Source organism: Parabacteroides sp. AF19-14, assembly GCF_003635485.1.
GTDB lineage: Bacteria > Bacteroidota > Bacteroidia > Bacteroidales > Tannerellaceae > Parabacteroides > Parabacteroides distasonis.
Map to the genome: position 1 here is coordinate 146,982 of NZ_QTMJ01000010.1, position 16,767 is coordinate 163,748.

The 16,767-nt window shown below is 48.0% G+C and carries 20 protein-coding genes and 1 pseudogene; 10 read left to right on the forward strand and 11 right to left on the reverse strand.

Annotated elements, in window-relative coordinates; genetic code table 11:
- Positions 1-128: 128 nt before the first annotated feature.
- Positions 129-1,832 (reverse strand): alpha-amylase family glycosyl hydrolase, encoded by a 1,704-nt coding sequence (locus DWX33_RS11970; protein WP_008777935.1) that lies wholly within the window; start codon positions 1,830-1,832, stop codon positions 129-131.
- Between the two features lie 59 nt (positions 1,833-1,891).
- On the reverse strand, positions 1,892-2,728 hold the full coding sequence (locus DWX33_RS11975) for a patatin-like phospholipase family protein (protein WP_005868483.1): 837 nt from the start codon (positions 2,726-2,728) through the stop codon (positions 1,892-1,894).
- A 166-nt stretch (positions 2,729-2,894) separates the two neighbouring features.
- On the opposite strand from DWX33_RS11975, the gene DWX33_RS11980 reads away from it, so the two are divergent.
- A complete protein-coding gene (locus tag DWX33_RS11980) occupies positions 2,895-5,099 on the forward strand; it encodes a sodium-translocating pyrophosphatase (RefSeq protein ID WP_057327919.1) in 2,205 nt (734 codons plus the stop codon).
- A gap of 275 nt (positions 5,100-5,374) precedes the next feature.
- Here the strand turns inward: DWX33_RS11980 and DWX33_RS23175 are convergent.
- Positions 5,375-5,564 (reverse strand): annotated as a pseudogene (locus tag DWX33_RS23175) (hypothetical protein).
- A gap of 666 nt (positions 5,565-6,230) precedes the next feature.
- Here DWX33_RS23175 and DWX33_RS12000 point away from each other — a divergent pair.
- From DWX33_RS12000 to DWX33_RS12040, 9 genes are all read left to right on the forward strand, one after another.
- The gene (locus DWX33_RS12000) at positions 6,231-6,446 is read left to right on the forward strand and encodes a hypothetical protein (protein ID WP_002560959.1); all 216 of its coding nucleotides are present in this window, start codon (positions 6,231-6,233) and stop codon (positions 6,444-6,446) included.
- Between the two features lie 11 nt (positions 6,447-6,457).
- The gene (locus tag DWX33_RS12005) at positions 6,458-6,679 is read left to right on the forward strand and encodes a hypothetical protein (protein ID WP_002560960.1); all 222 of its coding nucleotides are present in this window, start codon (positions 6,458-6,460) and stop codon (positions 6,677-6,679) included.
- Positions 6,680-6,692: 13 nt separating this feature from the next.
- On the forward strand, positions 6,693-7,109 hold the full coding sequence (locus DWX33_RS12010; RefSeq protein WP_002560961.1) for a PcfK-like family protein: 417 nt from the start codon (positions 6,693-6,695) through the stop codon (positions 7,107-7,109).
- Positions 7,106-8,437: a PcfJ domain-containing protein gene (locus DWX33_RS12015; protein WP_002560962.1), complete on the forward strand. Its 1,332-nt coding sequence runs from the start codon at positions 7,106-7,108 to the stop codon at positions 8,435-8,437. Before DWX33_RS12010 ends, DWX33_RS12015 begins: the two co-directional genes overlap by 4 nt.
- A 24-nt stretch (positions 8,438-8,461) precedes the next feature.
- Entirely contained in the window at positions 8,462-8,719 is a 258-nt protein-coding gene (locus tag DWX33_RS12020; RefSeq protein ID WP_002560963.1) for a hypothetical protein, read from the forward strand.
- A gap of 19 nt (positions 8,720-8,738) precedes the next feature.
- Positions 8,739-8,969 carry a DUF3873 domain-containing protein gene (locus DWX33_RS12025; RefSeq protein WP_002560964.1) on the forward strand — a complete coding sequence of 77 codons (231 nt, stop codon included), beginning with the start codon at positions 8,739-8,741 and terminating at the stop codon, positions 8,967-8,969.
- A complete protein-coding gene (locus tag DWX33_RS12030) occupies positions 8,909-9,211 on the forward strand; it encodes a hypothetical protein (RefSeq protein ID WP_306425397.1) in 303 nt (100 codons plus the stop codon). The genes DWX33_RS12025 and DWX33_RS12030 overlap by 61 nt, the downstream gene beginning before the upstream one ends.
- A gap of 53 nt (positions 9,212-9,264) precedes the next feature.
- Positions 9,265-9,573: a hypothetical protein gene (locus DWX33_RS12035; protein ID WP_002560966.1), complete on the forward strand. Its 309-nt coding sequence runs from the start codon at positions 9,265-9,267 to the stop codon at positions 9,571-9,573.
- Positions 9,574-9,695: 122 nt separating this feature from the next.
- A complete protein-coding gene (locus tag DWX33_RS12040) occupies positions 9,696-9,917 on the forward strand; it encodes a hypothetical protein (protein ID WP_004356138.1) in 222 nt (73 codons plus the stop codon).
- Between the two features lie 64 nt (positions 9,918-9,981).
- Here DWX33_RS12040 and DWX33_RS12045 read toward each other — a convergent pair whose 3' ends face one another.
- The 8 genes from DWX33_RS12045 to DWX33_RS12080 all read right to left on the reverse strand — a co-directional run bounded on the left by DWX33_RS12045 (position 9,982) and on the right by DWX33_RS12080 (position 16,761).
- Complete coding sequence (locus tag DWX33_RS12045) at positions 9,982-11,439, reverse strand: ATP-dependent endonuclease (RefSeq protein WP_002560968.1); 1,458 nt, start codon at positions 11,437-11,439, stop codon at positions 9,982-9,984.
- A 161-nt stretch (positions 11,440-11,600) separates the two neighbouring features.
- On the reverse strand, positions 11,601-12,128 hold the full coding sequence (locus tag DWX33_RS12050; RefSeq protein ID WP_002560969.1) for a hypothetical protein: 528 nt from the start codon (positions 12,126-12,128) through the stop codon (positions 11,601-11,603).
- Positions 12,125-12,628, reverse strand: a complete 504-nt coding sequence (locus tag DWX33_RS12055) for a DUF3872 domain-containing protein (protein ID WP_002560970.1) — start codon at positions 12,626-12,628, stop codon at positions 12,125-12,127. Before DWX33_RS12055 ends, DWX33_RS12050 begins: the two co-directional genes overlap by 4 nt.
- The gene (locus tag DWX33_RS12060; protein ID WP_002560971.1) at positions 12,625-13,527 is read right to left on the reverse strand and encodes a toprim domain-containing protein; all 903 of its coding nucleotides are present in this window, start codon (positions 13,525-13,527) and stop codon (positions 12,625-12,627) included. Before DWX33_RS12060 ends, DWX33_RS12055 begins: the two co-directional genes overlap by 4 nt.
- 7 nt (positions 13,528-13,534) lie before the next feature.
- On the reverse strand, positions 13,535-14,110 hold the full coding sequence (locus DWX33_RS12065) for a conjugal transfer protein TraO (RefSeq protein ID WP_008764729.1): 576 nt from the start codon (positions 14,108-14,110) through the stop codon (positions 13,535-13,537).
- 2 nt (positions 14,111-14,112) lie between these two features.
- Positions 14,113-15,099: a conjugative transposon protein TraN gene (gene traN, locus DWX33_RS12070; RefSeq protein ID WP_002560973.1), complete on the reverse strand. Its 987-nt coding sequence runs from the start codon at positions 15,097-15,099 to the stop codon at positions 14,113-14,115.
- Between the two features lie 47 nt (positions 15,100-15,146).
- A complete protein-coding gene (traM, locus tag DWX33_RS12075; protein ID WP_002560974.1) occupies positions 15,147-16,493 on the reverse strand; it encodes a conjugative transposon protein TraM in 1,347 nt (448 codons plus the stop codon).
- Positions 16,474-16,761, reverse strand: a complete 288-nt coding sequence (locus tag DWX33_RS12080; RefSeq protein WP_002560975.1) for a TraL conjugative transposon family protein — start codon at positions 16,759-16,761, stop codon at positions 16,474-16,476. The genes traM and DWX33_RS12080 overlap by 20 nt, the downstream gene beginning before the upstream one ends.
- Positions 16,762-16,767 lie beyond the last annotated feature (6 nt).

The following is a 16,767-nucleotide window of genomic DNA, read 5'->3' on the forward strand; positions in this document are numbered from 1 at the left end:
AAGTATGTTAAGTTACTTTGGCATTTCACTTAAGTTACTTGCCCGATGAAGCTAGCTGTCCCGTATCAACCACCTAACTCCACCAATGAATTATCTATACAGCACTCCTAAACTTTTCAAGAAAGCTCTTACTTATGGAGAAAAGAGAACTTTAGCATTTTGCCGGAATAAGCCGGGAGTTTCACTTGATAAGGATAAGCGTCTGTTAGCGTACTGATAGTCGTTTCCCCGGTTAACAAGTCGGTCAATTCAGCCGGTTTGTTATCCTCAAAATCAAGAGCCTTGAATGCCTCGACCGGGATATTTACCCATACACATTGGTCGGCACGGTCGAAATTCACGACCACCAGAAGTACCTCGTTCTTCCATTTGCGCAAGAACGCATACTGACGGTTCGGATTGAAATAAGGATTACCGGAGTTCGCGTACATCAAATCATAAAACGCTCCCTCGACAATAACCGGCTCGGATCGTACCACATTCAATAACTTAGCGTACATCTCACGCAACGAGCGTTCTGCCGGCGTTAATTTAGCCCCATCAAAGAGTCCATTATTATTCCAGTTTCGCAAACTCTCGACGCTCCAATAATCGAAGATGGTCGTACGGCCATCACGTCCACTGAAACCTTCCGCGTCCATTCCTCTTTCGCCAAGTTCCTGACCACTATAGATCATAACCGGATTCGTATTCATGGCAGCGGAGACAATCATGCCCGGAATACCCGGACGAGCATCCCCCGCAAAAAAATCAGAAGCGACACGCTGTTCATCGTGATTCTCCAAGAAATTCAACATATTTTTCTGGATTCCCTCCAACGATTGCCAACAATGCGATATATTACTAGCCGGAGCCTGTCCGCACATCACCGCACGAACCGTATCATAAAGACCAACCTTGTCATACAAATAATCAAAGTGTCCCGTATAAATATAATTCCTATACTCATCCGGATTATACACCTCCGCTATAAAGATCACATCACGCACCTTCTTCACCTGAGGAATCACCCAGTTCCAAAACTCTACCGGGACCATCTCAGCCATATCACAACGAAAACCATCCACCCCCTTATCAGCCCAGAACAACAAGATCTCCAACATTTTCTCCCACGTATTGGGAATGGTATTGAAATGGCAAGCACCACCGTGCATATAATCCACGCCGTAGTTCAGCTTCACCGTTTCATACCAATCGTTCTGGCTTGGATAGGCATCGAAATGATTGTTACCGGTCACCTTCGCCGGAAACTCACTATAGGCAAAATCCTCCTCACGCTGCGGATCAAAACGAAGCGTCAAGGTCTGTCCCGGAAGATAATAAAAGTTATTATTCACATCAAAAGCCTTGGACACATTATCCGTTTGACCTAAGTCCTCCACGAAAGGTTCCCGTGCGTCCGAGAAATATTGACGTGCCACATGGTTGGGTACAAAATCGATAATAACCTTCATCCCAGCCTCATGCGTACGTTTCACCAAATCCTCGAACTCACTCATACGGTTCTGGATATTATCCGCCAAATCCGGATCTATATCATAGTAATCTTTTATAGCATATGGAGATCCGGCCTTACCTTTTACTACGGCAGAATGGTCTTTCCGGATGCCAAACATGGTGTAATCGGTTTTTGTAGCGTGCTCTATCACCCCTGTATACCATACATGAGTAACACCTAGTTCTTTGATTTTGGATAAAGCCAAAGGAGTAAAAGCCGAAAACTTACCCACTCCATTCTCGGCTAAACTACCATTCATTACAGGAGATGGTCGCAGATTCCCAAACCAACGCGGGAATACCTGATAAATTACCATCTTGTTTTTTTGTTCCATTGCGTTCATCTATATATAAAGTTTTTGTGGGAAAGCGCTTTGTCCAGACAGACGATTTGTCACGGCATCAGGCCTTTCTTTCTTGCCGCGATCGCTTTCACCAAGGTTTCATATTTATTCTCATCCAACACTTTCTCAAAGCAACGGGCGGCGGCGGAATAGCCAATATTACAAATCACGTCTACATTCTCAAGATCGAATGTCTTATATAAGCCAAACTCCTCCGCCTCTATTAAGACATCACACATCTCTCGATCCTCCAGCGTATTTGCCCGGAACATATAATGATAAGAGCGCTCGGCGATATGGAATATGGTCTGCTTATATTTTTGCGGGATCAACGGGCTTACGTTCACCCCGATAATACGCTCACATTCCTCACGGATGATGGAGACCGGAAAGTTGTGAAATAATCCTCCATCCACATAATGAACGCCATTGATGACTACAGGACTGAAAATAATCGGGATACTACAAGAAGCTGTCACCGCCTCAACAATAGGACCACTCCTAAATTCATGGCTTTCGCCATTATCCAAATCAGTCGCGACAATCACCATCGGAATCTGCAAGTCCTCGATGTTCTTGGTCCGCAAGTGTCGCCTCAAGAAATAACGAAAGCGCTTACTATCGAACAAACCCGCCTTAGGAATCTGCAACTGGGCGAATTCCGAGAACTCACGTCCGGTAAAAAGCTCTTGGATCTCCGCCGCCGAATAGCCATCGGCAAACAAAGTGCCCATTAAGGATCCGACACTGGTACCGGCTATGATATCCGGCTTCAGCCCGCATTCCTCCATCATCCGGAATACTCCGATATGCGCAAAACCTTTCGCTCCGCCTCCGCTAAGCGCCAAGCCCAACCTATAGGGTTTATGGTTTGTCTCTTCTGCCATTTATTTCTTGTCTCTTAATCTGGTAACAAATATGCTGTTTTTTTTAATTAGAAACATTATTATTAGGGAAAAAGTTTCCATCCTCTTTTATTTTTGCTACATTTACACGGAAAGCAAAGGTGTTGTCACATTGTTTTCTTAAGTATAACATTAAATCTACCATGTTATGATTACGAGTATTTTCTGGATTATTCCGTTAGCGTCTGTCCTAGCGCTAGCATTTGCCTGGTTCTTCTTCAGGCAAATGATGAAAGAGAGTGAAGGAACTGAGTTGATGAAAAAGATCGCCTCCTTTGTGCGTGAAGGGGCGATGTCGTATCTGAAACAGCAATACAAAGTAGTCGCCTCGGTTTTCGTTGTCCTAGTAATCTTATTCTCTATTATGGCCTATGGCTTCCATGTGCAAAACGAATGGGTCCCGATCGCCTTCCTGACAGGAGGTTTCTTTTCCGGATTAGCGGGTTTCTTAGGCATGAAGACAGCGACTTATGCCTCGGCCCGTACGGCGAACGCTGCCCGCACTTCCTTGAACAAAGGCTTACAAGTCGCTTTTCGAAGCGGGGCGGTCATGGGCTTAGTAGTCGTAGGACTTGGATTGCTGGATATCTCATTCTGGTATATCCTGTTAAATGCTTTCATCCCAGACGAAGCTTTGGACCCGACCCATAAACTCACCATTATCACGACAACCATGCTTACATTCGGAATGGGTGCCTCCACGCAAGCCTTGTTCGCACGTGTGGGAGGAGGAATTTATACGAAAGCCGCCGATGTCGGAGCGGATTTAGTAGGTAAAGTTGAGGCTGGGATCCCGGAGGATGATCCTCGTAACCCGGCGACAATCGCCGATAACGTAGGCGACAATGTAGGTGACGTCGCCGGTATGGGAGCCGACCTATATGAATCTTATTGCGGTTCTATCCTAGCGACCGCCGCATTGGGAGCCGCCGCGTTCGTTTCTTCCGGAAGCGTAGAATTACAATATAAGGCGGTTGTCGCCCCAATGCTTATCGCCGCTGTCGGTATCATTTTATCTATTATTGGTATTTTCGCCGTCCGTACGAATGAGAACGCAACGATCAAGCAACTATTGAAAGCCTTAGCCATAGGAACGAACTTGAGTTCCGTATTGATCGCTATCTCCACGTTCGGGATTCTTTATGTATTAGGCATGGAGAATTGGTTCTGGATCGGTTGTTCCGTGATCGTAGGTCTGCTAGTCGGAATCGTGATCGGGCAGGCGACAGAATATTATACCTCTCAATCCTATAAACCGACCCGGCTCGTCTCCGAAGCGGGACTGACCGGGCCGGCAACGGTTATTATCTCCGGTCTCGGACTGGGGATGCTCTCTACGGCCATCCCGGTACTTGCCGTCGTGGTCGGTATTATTTGTTCCTTCTTGTTCGCCTCCGGATTCGACTTCACGAACGTGGGCATGGGATTATACGGAATCGGTATAGCGGCCGTAGGTATGCTATCGACCTTAGGTATTACGTTGGCTACAGACGCTTACGGCCCCATAGCGGATAATGCCGGAGGCAACGCCGAGATGTGTAACCTAGGGAAAGAAGTCCGCAAGCGTACAGACGCATTGGATTCATTAGGAAATACGACTGCCGCTACAGGTAAAGGTTTCGCTATCGGTTCCGCCGCGTTAACCGGCTTGGCTCTGTTGGCCTCTTATGTAGAAGAGATCAAGATCGGTTTGCTCCGTTTAGGAGAGACCGTCCTGAATTTTACCGATGGCAGGAGTATCGAAATATCTAAAGCCTCATTCTCGGACTTTATGGTATATTATGATGTTACCTTAATGAATCCGAAGGTGCTGGCCGGAATGTTCCTAGGTTCCATGATGGCATTCATGTTCTGTGGCCTTACGATGAATGCTGTAGGGCGTGCGGCCGGGCACATGGTGGAGGAAGTTCGCCGTCAGTTCAAGGAAATCAAGGGTATTCTGACTGGAGAGGCACAACCGGATTATGCCCGTTGCGTTGAGATCTCGACGAAAGGAGCGCAACACGAAATGGTACTTCCCTCCGTTTTAGCTATTATCGCCCCCATCTTAACCGGACTCATATTTGGTGTGACGGGTGTTGTCGGATTATTGATCGGTGGATTAAGCACGGGCTTCGTATTAGCCGTATTCATGGCGAACGCCGGAGGAGCATGGGATAACGCGAAGAAATTCATCGAGGAAGGAAACCACGGCGGCAAGGGTAGCGAGGCGCATAAGGCAACCGTTGTCGGCGATACGGTTGGCGATCCGTTCAAAGACACTTCCGGCCCGAGTTTGAATATCCTTATCAAGCTGATGAGCATGGTAGCGATCGTGATGGCGGGATTGACGGTGGCTTGGAGTTTGTTTTAATAGTTGACCGTTAGTAGTTGGCAATTGACAATTAGAGAAGTAAATTGACAAATTAATAGAGAAAACTAAATAATTGTCAATTGTCAACTGTCAATTGTCAACTGTTTTGTATTTTTGCGTCGTGAAGTTACGAAAAGAGTGTAATTTATTGAAAATGAGCGTAGGTTAATTGCTCTTGATAGTAATAGGTTACGATTTAGTTAGTTATCTACTGCATTATCCTTCTGCGCGTCGCGTAACCTTCAAAGAACTCTTTGTATGCAAAAGTAGCTATTTTATCCGAGATTTTGATATAAACTCCCGGATTTTTTATCACCTCATTCATTAGTTTTTCCGTAAAAGCGGTATTGTTCGTCGGAACACCATTGCCCAAAACGAGTTTAGAACAAACGTGTGCCGACTACCGCATAGCCAGAGAAAAGGGCATTGCCTCACGCCTAAACGATGTTTAGACTGATGAAGCAATGCCCCTTTCTTTTGCGTCTATGCCAAGAGGTGCTTTTACGGGCTACCAGATGATTTTTCTTTTTTAGCTGTTTTTTGTGCCGGAAGCGGAAAGTGAATGCAGAGAGTGTCAGCCTGCCCCATAAATGAAACAAGCGGCCACACACAGCGGGCAATCCGGGAAGAATGATTGTTGCCACCCGGCTGGACAAGTCCCGTCGGATCGGAAAACAATCATACTCCCTTTGTTGTGGTTTGCCCTTTTCACGCTTCCGGTGATGTCTTTTTCCTTTTGGTGATTCCTTTTTTACGGATTTTCCCCTGAAGTTTTTTCTACCCAATCTGCCTCTGGTTTCGTTTACCTCCATTTTGCGCCTTTCAGTGAGCCGCATCAGTCAGTCATTTTCGTTCAGGGCGCAAAGGTAATTCCGGGATTGGACGGGAAAGCAAGGTCAAGCCTCCTGTTTTCTGCGGAAATCTCCAGCCCTTCGGGTAGTATTTCCCCGAAAAACCTTGCATTCCCTAATCCCTACCTTTTCAAGCACCCGAAACGAAAACGACCGATGCGACAGAAAGACGCATAAAAAAAATGTCGGATAAACGAGAGGCAGATAAGATAGTTTGAAACTCAACTCCCTCAGCTCTTGAATCCGCATAAAAAACAAAAAAATCAAAAACAGCGAAGATATGACGGCAACGGCAAATTTCAGACAAGTGGCGCAATACATCGGGTTGGCGATATGCGGCTTGATGATGCGCACCGCCTTCGGGGTGTTCGGCATCCTTTGGGACATCATCAGAGAGATTATAAACGGAGTGTTCCGAGTGGCGATAGGTGTAATCGTGGCTATCCTTTCCACCATTGCCTACTTCGGCTTCATCCTTTGGTTATTCACCCTTTAACCCTTACCGACATGGCAAAGAGAAACAGCAAGACGGTAGCGCAGCAGTGCAGATATTACGAGGTGGACAACATCTTCGTGTATATGGTGGAAACGTACATCAACGGTAATTTTGAAACTTTCCGAAGATTGTACCACGAACTGAACAAGGACACACGGAGGGACTTCATGGACTTCCTTCTCAGCGAGGTAGAGCCGACCTATTGGAGAGAGAGACTTAAACAGACAATCTAAAAACGACAGCGATATGAAAGGAACAGACCATTTCAAAAGAACGATACAAATGTATCTGGAACAGCGGGCGGAGGAAGATACGCTCTTTGCGAAGAAGTACCGCAACCCTGCCAAAAACATAGACGAGTGCGTGACCCACATTCTGAACTATGTGCAGAAAAGCGGTTGCAGCGGCTTCACGGACGGAGAGATATTCGGGCAAGCCATCCACTACTATGAGGAAAACGAGATAGAGGTGGGCAAACCTATGAACTGCCAAGTGGTGGTGAACCATGTTGTGGAACTCACGGAAGAGGAAAAGGCGGAGGCACGTCAGAACGCAGCTCGCAGATACCAAGAGGAGGAACTCCGCAAGTTGCAAAACCGCAACAGACCGCCAGCGAGAAAAGTAACCCAATCCCAACCCTCATTATTTGATTTAGGCTTATGAAACCGAAGACCAAGATACAGAAAAAGGTGGCAAGACTTTCAGCCAACCTTCGCCCCATATCAGCGACACAAATAGATTGGGCATACCGCCACTGTATTGAACATATCGGCTACCGCACCAAGAAAGGGAACATTACCTGCTCCGACTGCGGTCACGAGTGGTACAGCAACAGCGTACTGTGCGACACCCTTGAAGGCTGTACCTGCCCCAAATGCTATGCCAAACTCAAAGTGCAGGACACACGCAAACGTATCTACAAGGAAACGCAGTATTTCAGCGTGATAACCACCTGCAAAGGCTATCAGGTAATCCGTGTGGCGCAGGTCAGATGCGAGAGCAGGAAAGGCGAGCCGATGCACTTCTATTGCCACGAGGTTGTGCAGCGTTGGATTTCACCCGACGGTAAGGTTACGGACATGGCGTTGCTCCGTGGCTTCACATTCTATTACTGCGATGTATGGGCATTGTGCAGCGCGATGGAGATAAGACCGCACAACAGCCTATACGATGATGTTGTGGCAAGAAGCTGTGCATATCCTAAGATGAGGGTATTACCCCAACTCAGACGCAACGGCTTCAAGGGCGATTTCCACGGCATTTCCCCCGTGCGTCTTTTCAAAGCCTTGCTTTCAGACCCAAGAATTGAAACCCTTATGAAAGGCGATGAGATTGAGGTCATGAAACACTTTCTTTTCAATGCCCGTACTGCCGATGAATGCTGGGCATCATATCTGATTGCCAAGCGTCACAAGTATCGGATAGACAACTTCTCCATGTGGTGCGACTATCTGCGTATGCTCAACAAACTCGGTCAAGACCTCCGCAACCCGAAGAACATCTGCCCCGAAGATTTCATGGCGGCACACGACAACGCAACTCGAAAGATTGAAGCCATACACGAGAAGGAACGGGCCGAACAACGCCGCCGCTGGGAGATTGAAAGGCGTGAGCGTGAACAACAGCGGCAACTGCAAAGGGAAAAAGATGCGGAGGATTTCATTGCCAACAAATCCAAATTCTTCGGATTGGTAATCACTGACGAGGAAATAATCGTCAAGGTACTTGAAAGCATAGACGAGTATTACAGCGAGGGCAAGGCACAGAACATCTGCGTGTTCGGCAGTGAATACTACAAGAAAGCCGACACCCTCATACTCTCGGCAAGGATTGGCGGTGAGATAATTGAAACCGTAGAGGTGGATTTGCGGACACTCAAGGTGGTGCAGTGCCACGGCAAGTACAACCAAGACACCGAATACCACGAGCGCATCATAGACCTTGTGAACAAGAACGCCAACCTTATCCGTGAGCGGATGAAAGCGGCATAGCATAAACCCTAAAACAACATTGATATGGAAGTAAGAATCGAAAGCATGATTTGTGTGTGGGACGATAAAATCCCCACCTTGTTCCTTGAATTTGTAAATCTCCTCACTCTCTCAACAAGTGAGGAGGGATTAAGAAAGAGCGTAAAGGAGTTTGCCGAGAAGCACGAACTTGACAAGTTTTTCCTTTACGGCTTCGGCTCTCACCATTTCTACCTGCACCAACGCTACACGAGCAACCCCGAAATAGTGATGAAGAACAGAGTTCTGTCAGTACATTTTTAATCATCTAAAAAGCAACATTATGGCAACACGAATGACCATCAACGGAGTAAGCACCTGTACGGAAGCAGGGACGGAGAAATATGAGCGTTTCCAATCGGGTATCGGCAGACGCAAGCGGACACTTGTGCAGTACGACTACCGCCATACGGACGGAGAACTGTTCACTTGTGTCAAACCCACATTGGACGAGTGCCGAACCGCAAGGAACAAGTGGCTGAACGCAAAGCAGGGAAAGGAGGGCAACCGATGAACACGACCTATCAAACGCTGATAGTCAAATTCAGCGAACCTATCGCGGCATTGGACGGTATCTTTGACGATGCCCAAGCGTGGGGAACGGACACCCTCAAAGGGTGGATAGATGATTACGAAAGCACACGTTTCACCGCCACCGACAGCCATACGGCAGTCATCACGAGCGAGTACAATATGGAGTGTGTGAAGGAGTGGCTGCAACGGCAGACACCCATTGCCGAGATGCGAGAATTTTGAACAAGTTGGCGGTGTCCGCACCGCCAGCACTTAAAACCCTAAAAACAACGAATATGATAGCACAGACGATATTACAGCAGATAGGTGGAAAACGCTTTACCGCCATGACAGGTAGCCGAGATTACATCAATATGGGCAACGGCTTACGGATGAGCCTTGCAAGGAACAAGACAAGTGCCAACCGCCTTGACATCATCTATGATGCGGGGGCAGATCTCTACAATATGCGCTTCTACCGCAGGACATTCAGCAAAAAGACATTCGAGTGCAGGACGAAGGACATTGCCGTACACGAGGGTATCTATTTTGATATGCTGGAGGAAATGTTCACGATGGTGACGGGACTTTACACACGCTTTTAAGAAGAGGAACGGGCGGTAAAATCGCCGCCCGCTACTTTTGTCAGTGAGCAGTGGGCGGCACAAAAGTAGCAAAAAGCCCAAGTTCCAATCTGTGATACAATTTACAAAAACAAGTTTTAATCATGGAAGCAATCAGACAGAACGGAAAAATCATCTTGCACAGCAACGACGGCATAAGCATAAAGATGATTTTCAGAAACCTTACGGGAAGGAATTTTCAAGGTCAGGAGTATGCGGACTATATTAGCCACATCGCAATTGGGAGCATGGGGTTTACGCCCGGTAGCATTGAGCATTGCAGGGACGGTGGCGTGATAGACACGGGAACAATCCCGAATGTATGAAAAGCGGAAAATCCAATGAAGTTGGCGGCTTCATCGGATTTTTCCGAAATAATCATTAAGTATTTTAATTTTGAAATGTTTTTTGTAAGAATGTTAGTAGTTTAGACATATCTTCCTTTCGATATATCATTTCACAAACTTTTTGAACAAATACATTTTCTTCTATTCCTTGTTCTTTTAAGTTTTTAATGAGGTAATTATAAAACGCCTTGTCGTCATTCTTTTTGATTAAACTATCCACCACTTCTTTTAGTGATTTAACTTTGAAAAAACGGTCACCTATTTCCTTGAAAAAATCAGCATCTTTATTTACAATAATTTTTTCATGTAGGTATTTTTCCAAACTATGTATTGGCAGAAAATTTATTGTTAAATTAGTATATAATCCCTTTTGCTTATATAGTTGTTCAAAATCCGGTTTTACATCACCATCAAGAACACTTAATACTTTTGTTCCAACCCCTGCTAAATTTGACTTACAAATATCATCTTGCATTTTTAACACATTCTCCCAACCACCACTTGGTAGAATATTAATCAATTTACTTTTATACAAGGCATTTTCATCAATTATATTCTCCAATATATATTTAGCCAACACATCCTCTACTAAAATAAGAAAATCGTATCCCGAATGTTGATAAATATCTCGTGTTGCATATGATGGATAACATGGATTTACAATAGCGATATTATCCAACTCCTTTTGTAAATGAAAAATATTTGAAGGCTTTATTTTCCTAAGTAATTCTATTGAATGACTTGAAAAATATATAGCAAGATTATACTCTGTAGCCAATTTTTGCAAAAAATCAACTAACCTCATGATTGCAGATGGATGCAATGCTAATTCAATTTCATCTATCAATATAAGCCGTACATCTTCAGACTTTGCAGGGCGAACAATGACAACATTCAACATATGCAATAAGCTAATCAACATATTTTCTCCTGCACTCATACAAAACTGATTAACTATTCCATTAGTTCCTTCAATGAAATATGGAATTCCTTTGAACGCTTTAAGTTGTGCTAATGTTCTATTTTTAATGCGTTTAAGATTTGTATAGAAATCATAATTTCCATGCAAAATATAACTTAAATTGCGCGAAACAAACGAATCTGCATCAGTTAAAATTGTATTATTAACTCTTTCAGCTTTTAGTAATGTATCATAATTTGCATCTATAAAACGCATTCCATGTATTATGCTACCTTCATAAAAACCTTTTAGAGATATTATATCAGTTGAACTACAACTCCATCCTCTACTGGCTTTTGTCCAAGAATTTTCTTTTCCATCATAGGATATTGTGATTTTACTATTAGATGAATAATCATGAGGTTGAAAAACATTGAATGCAGAGTTACGTACAACCTTAGAAATGACTGTCATGATAGTACTTTTGCCTGTTCCATTAGCTCCAGTTATAGCATAAAGTCCTGTTTCTATTGGTAGATTTAACTCAATATTATTGATGTTCTTTAATTGTTCTATTTTTATATTTAATTTATTATTCATAATTGTTCTGTCTTTGGACGCAAAATTAGGCATTTTATACTGAATGACAAAATGTTATCATAAAATAATACAACTAAAGTAATATTGAGGTGATACATAATTACCCCTGCTCTTGAATTATAAAACAGAGGTAATTATTTTTTTTACGAATTTTGCATCAATCACGGGATATACAGCAGCGCAAACTCCACCTTTCTCCGTGTGAGCAGCATGGCATGGCGTTTTCCCTTGTAACTGCAAAAAGCAATATATTCATGGTAGATGTTCCTGTCGCCAGCCTCCAACTTCTTTATCAAGGTGCTTTTGGGGATTGTCTTGCTACCCAAAAGCCGGTATGGACCCACGTTGTAGGCAAGCGTGGCGAGTAAAAGGCTGTCTTTCCCGAACTGCCGGAACATCGCGCAGAACTTCCGCAAGTCTTTCCGCAGAAGCACGTCCGCCTGCCGCTTCGTCATGGTTCGTGCCGAATATCTTTCGTCCGGCAGAATTTTGTGACCCCAACCCACGTATGGGTGGTGTTTTTCCGAGTGCCAGCCCTCAAAATATTTCGTGCAGCACACCGCCCTCTCGAAAAGTGGCAAACGGTAGATTGCCGCCTGCCCGTCCATTCCCTCTCGGCGGCTGATCCGTGCGGACACGGAACAGACCGCCATAAGCGAACAGAGCATTACCATGAATACACGCATCATTTCAGCAAGGGGCTGAAGTTGCCGATGGGAACGATGGTCAAACCGTCATCCTTTACATTCCGGTTGTTGAAGTCAAATTCCAGCTCGAAGGAGTTGCCGAAGTTGTCCTCCACCACCACAATAAAGTTGTGCGCCTCTTCGCCCTCCGCCGTGTAGTACAGGCGGAACTTTTCGTTCTCCAGCAGGTAGCGGTCGTTGGGCAGGAAGGTGATGCCGTTATCCATTTTCAACTTTCCTTCTCCCTCAAACTGAAAATAGCGGATGGTATAAAGCGTGTTAGCGAAGTCGCCCTCCTTTTTCAGTTCACAGCGGATTTCCACCGTCTGCCCCTTTGTCACCTTGTTCGGCACGGGCATGACCTCCACCGTGAAGGGATAGGACTGTTGGATGTCCATGTCGTCATCGCACGACACGAGGGTGAATGACACAGCGGCTATCAGGCATAACGCCACCACCTTAAAGATGTTTGTACTCTTGTTTCTGTTGTTCAGTATGTTCATTGTTCTTCGATTTTTAGATGATTGTTTTTCTGTTTTTTCGTTGTCCGTTGCAGGTACTCATTCAAGTCCTTGCAACCGTCATAGAGGGAGGAACGGTCGGCGACACGCGCCCCATACCGTTTGGCAAGAGCGTCAAGCGTCCGCCGTCCGGCTTCGTCACGGTCAAGGAAGCATCCGATGCGCCCGTAGCCGTCCAGCAATTCCGCCGCCTTCTCCACGTTGGCGACAGAGTTCAGAACAAGGCAGTCAGCGTTACCGGTTACGCCAAGCGTCACAGCGGAGAGAAAGTCCATGAAGCCCTCAAACACGAGGCACTCGTCAGCCGGGATTTCCTTCGTCCTTGCCAAAGACACATCTTTTGGCGGGATGCACCCCTTGAAAAATCGGCTTCGGACTTCATATCCACCTGCCATATTCAGGAAACCGACAGCAAAATACCGTTTTCCACGCACACTGTAGTTCAGACGGCAACAGTGACGGGATGTGATGGCGATGGGTATGCCACGTTCCGCCAGATAGTCCGTCAACGGTGAGCGAAGTAACGGAGCGACCTCCACATCCTCAAAGACGGGTTCGGTCGGCTTCGGGAGATAGGCGGGCTTTTCCCATCCGGCAACCGTCATATTGGCGGCTTCCGCTATGAACTTCGCTTGCTTCATGAAGTCATCGCTTTGCAGAAACTCCCCGGCAAGCGTGAAGATGTCGCCGCCCTTGCCCAAACCGAAGTCGTACCAGAGCTGTTTCGCCACGTTCACACGGAAAGAGGGTGTGCGCTCGCCCCTGTACGGGGCAAGATACCACAGCTCGTTACTGCTCCTTCTAACAGGCTCATGCCCCAGCCGTGCGAGAAAATCCGTAAGCGGCATCCTTCTGACAGCATCTATTTCCGTCCTTTCCATGCCCGTGTCAGTTGATGATGAACTTGATACCGACCCCGAACTGCGTGTGAAACTTCCGCGTGTCGCCACCCCAAAGGCAACGCTCCCGCAGATTGGCAAGCAGGGCTATACGGTCTGCCACGTAGCATTCCACATCGAGCGTCAGCGCGCCGCCGTAGATGAAGGCGTCCCGGTCGTGCAGCGTAGAACCGTCATGCAGCACCTTCGTTCCCCAGTTCACCGACTCATATCCGGCAAGAGCCGAAGCCCCGGCATAGACGAACACGATTTTTCGAGCGTCCGACAGTATCTTGAAGTAATAGCCGCCCTCCGCCGTGAACTGCGCCACGGGTATCTTGGTGTTCTTGTAAGGATTGTTTTTCAGGAGGTATTCGCCACCGAACACCCACTTGTTTCCCCTCTTCGTGTAGGTGGAAAGAGACGCCCCGAAACTGTAGCCGCCGTCCTTGCCACCGGGATTGAAACCGTCCGCCATGTCCGCCCTTACCTCGATGCCATGCATCTTCGGCAGACACCGCTGGGCGTGCGCCTGCCCCGTGAAAAGGGCAAGCGACGCGATGATTATTGCGATGTATTTTCTCATGGTCAGCGCACTTGAAGTTCGTTAATGGTGCTGGCTCGTACCAAATCCTCGTTCTCAATCACGAAGGACTGGTGACGGCCGCCGTTCTTCTCGTTCAGCTCCACCACGAGGCACTTGTCGTCGGGGATGGTGAACTTCGCCATCGTGAAGACCGTGCGCTCACTTTTTTTGCCCGGCACGAGAGTGGCGTAGTTCTGCGCACGGAGCGGCAGAATGATCTGCTCCTGCACGGCGGTACGTTTCGCCACCTTCTTGTCCACGATTTTCCAAGTGATGTAGTCCACATCGAAAGGCACGTTGCTCTGGTTCTTTATCTCCGTGTGGAAGTAGAGTAAGCCGTTGTGCGTGTAGATGCCTTTCAACAGGTATTGGATGCCGAAACGCTTGCAGCCGATATGCTTCACCTCGCGCTTGTTCTGTTTGTGGATGGACTTCATGATAAGGCGCACCAGCATCGGGCTTTCGCTGCCCAGCTCTTTCAGATAGATTTCCTGCGCATTGTTCGGGCGGTTCACCGTACTGCCGTCATGGATGAAATCGCACATCTCCACGTTGAGTAACAGCGGTTCGGCGGCGTACTTCACGTTGAAGGTGTAGAAACTGCCGTCCTCCGTGATGACGGACATATTCGTTTCGTTGGGAAAATTTCTCACGGTAGCCTTCACGCGGATGACGTTCTCCGCTCCGTCGGCTTTCCCGGCAATCAGGTCGGGCGAGCCTAAATCGACATAGCGCACCTCCGCCGGAAAAATGACGTGGACGGTCTTGTCATAGGTCACTTCCAGTCCGTGCGGCGGTATCATGCGGTCGAAGGTCAGCTTGCGCGACAGACCGTGATACAGGTCGCCGTCCGCCTCCTTCTGCGGATAGACCTCCTTCGTCAAGGTCGGCTGTTCACTTCCTTTGGTCGTTTCAACGGTTACATTCTCCTGCGCGTTGGCAGTTGCGATGCCCATAGCGAGGGCAAACATGATGATTACTTTTCTCATTACTTTTGGATTTTAGTGGTAAATGTTTTTTTGATTGATTGTTGTTTTCAGTCCTTTTCCTGATAGAGCATGACCCTGTACCCGGCTTTCAGATGCACCTTTACGGTTCGCATCTTCTTGGCGATGTACTGGCTCGTGCCTTGTATCAGCCCCTTGCCCAAATCGGAGGCGAGCTGCGCCCCGGCATTGGTGGAGATGTTGATGCTGCTCCCTAACGAGCCGCCCATGTTGGCGGCGACCTCCCTGACGGCGTTCATCTCCATCGAGTTCGGGATGAAGATACCGGGCTGTCCGTCCGTGTCATAGACCGCAAGCTCCACCGGGATAATCGTGCCATCGTATTCCAGCGAGGTGACCTCGATGTCGAGCCGCTCACCCTGTATCTTGCCCGTGCCGACCACCACTGCATTGCGTGGGATTGTTCTGCCCGCCACCGCCATAGGCTCCAGCAGGCGCAACCTTACCGTCTGTCCGTCCGTCACGCTCTGCGCACCATGCACACATGCCGGGATGGTATTCCGGTCCGATACCTCTGTAGTGCCGACAGCCGTGTTGAACCCCCGGTTGCGCTCCTGCGAGAAGGTGGCGACAAACTCCGCGTTGCTCATGGGCTGTGCAAGGGAGGAAACGACTTGGCGGGTCACTTGCCTTACGGGTGTCGCCGTGTTCTTCTTTCCCTTCTGCACGGTGGAAGGCTCTGCCGCCTGTTCCGGCTTTCCTCCGTTCTGACCGCCCATGTACTTTGCCGCCAGCTCATAGGACTTCTCCATAAGTGCCACCTGTTCGTCCATAGATGAAGTCCTGCCCTTCTCGCTTTCCAGTTCCGACTCCAGCGAGGCGATGCGCTCCAACAGCTCATCCATCTCGGCATTGTCGTTCTTCGGCTGTTCGTAGAAGTTGCCGAGGGTGGCGTTCAGGTCACGGTAGGCGGCTGCGGAGGATTGGATGGTCTGCGGCGTGGCGGGCTGTGCCTTTTCCTCTTTGCCGCCCGGATTGGCGAGGTCGAAGTCCGTCCCGTCCTCCGTTCCAGCTATCTCGCGGTCGAACATGTCGCCCAGCTGCCCGATGGCACGGTTGCGGCTCTCCAGACGCTCTTCCATCTCCCCATGCTCGTAGGCTTTCAACTTGTCGCCGATAATCTGCCGGTTCGCCTTGTCCGCGTCGGGCATCTCGGTGTTGTATCCGTCTGTTCCCGGCTGTTGCTCCTTGCCGGAGGACGGGGCGAATATCAGCCACATCGCCCCGATGAACACCAGCACCATAGCGGGCAGGACTATCATCTTCTGCCGTTTCAGCCGCTGCGCCTCGGTCAGCGGTTCGCGCCCCTTTTTCGGCTTTCCCGTGTCGGGAGCGGCTTTGTTCTCTTTCGTCGGTTCATTCTTCGTCTGTTCCATATAAATAAGGTGTTAAGTGATTGTCAGTTTCCACCGGGGTCGGCAGTTCCACCCGTCCGGCGTGTCCCGTTTCCATGCGTAAGCCGTCGTTCCTGCCGATGTCATAGACGGCTCTGCCGAAGGTGTAGAGGGCAAGCACCGCGAAGGCGGCGAGCATCCCCAGTACGATGCGGCGGCGTGTTTCCGGCGGCAAACCGTCCAGATACCCTTTGAGCCTTGCCACCAGCCGTTTCCGTTTGTCGTGGAGCTTCCAGTACACGCCCCACATTGTTTT

Coding starts and splice junctions, on each gene's coding strand:
- DWX33_RS11970 (WP_008777935.1), bottom strand. CDS start 1,832: ATGGAACAAAAAAACAAGATGGTAATTTATCAGGTATTCCCGCGTTGG.
- DWX33_RS11975 (WP_005868483.1), bottom strand. CDS start 2,728: ATGGCAGAAGAGACAAACCATAAACCCTATAGGTTGGGCTTGGCGCTT.
- DWX33_RS11980 (WP_057327919.1), top strand. CDS start 2,895: ATGATTACGAGTATTTTCTGGATTATTCCGTTAGCGTCTGTCCTAGCG.
- DWX33_RS12000 (WP_002560959.1), top strand. CDS start 6,231: ATGACGGCAACGGCAAATTTCAGACAAGTGGCGCAATACATCGGGTTG.
- DWX33_RS12005 (WP_002560960.1), top strand. CDS start 6,458: ATGGCAAAGAGAAACAGCAAGACGGTAGCGCAGCAGTGCAGATATTAC.
- DWX33_RS12010 (WP_002560961.1), top strand. CDS start 6,693: ATGAAAGGAACAGACCATTTCAAAAGAACGATACAAATGTATCTGGAA.
- DWX33_RS12015 (WP_002560962.1), top strand. CDS start 7,106: ATGAAACCGAAGACCAAGATACAGAAAAAGGTGGCAAGACTTTCAGCC.
- DWX33_RS12020 (WP_002560963.1), top strand. CDS start 8,462: ATGGAAGTAAGAATCGAAAGCATGATTTGTGTGTGGGACGATAAAATC.
- DWX33_RS12025 (WP_002560964.1), top strand. CDS start 8,739: ATGGCAACACGAATGACCATCAACGGAGTAAGCACCTGTACGGAAGCA.
- DWX33_RS12035 (WP_002560966.1), top strand. CDS start 9,265: ATGATAGCACAGACGATATTACAGCAGATAGGTGGAAAACGCTTTACC.
- DWX33_RS12040 (WP_004356138.1), top strand. CDS start 9,696: ATGGAAGCAATCAGACAGAACGGAAAAATCATCTTGCACAGCAACGAC.
- DWX33_RS12045 (WP_002560968.1), bottom strand. CDS start 11,439: ATGAATAATAAATTAAATATAAAAATAGAACAATTAAAGAACATCAAT.
- DWX33_RS12050 (WP_002560969.1), bottom strand. CDS start 12,128: ATGATGCGTGTATTCATGGTAATGCTCTGTTCGCTTATGGCGGTCTGT.
- DWX33_RS12055 (WP_002560970.1), bottom strand. CDS start 12,628: ATGAACATACTGAACAACAGAAACAAGAGTACAAACATCTTTAAGGTG.
- DWX33_RS12060 (WP_002560971.1), bottom strand. CDS start 13,527: ATGGAAAGGACGGAAATAGATGCTGTCAGAAGGATGCCGCTTACGGAT.
- DWX33_RS12065 (WP_008764729.1), bottom strand. CDS start 14,110: ATGAGAAAATACATCGCAATAATCATCGCGTCGCTTGCCCTTTTCACG.
- traN (WP_002560973.1), bottom strand. CDS start 15,099: ATGAGAAAAGTAATCATCATGTTTGCCCTCGCTATGGGCATCGCAACT.
- traM (WP_002560974.1), bottom strand. CDS start 16,493: ATGGAACAGACGAAGAATGAACCGACGAAAGAGAACAAAGCCGCTCCC.
- DWX33_RS12080 (WP_002560975.1), bottom strand. CDS start 16,761: ATGTGGGGCGTGTACTGGAAGCTCCACGACAAACGGAAACGGCTGGTG.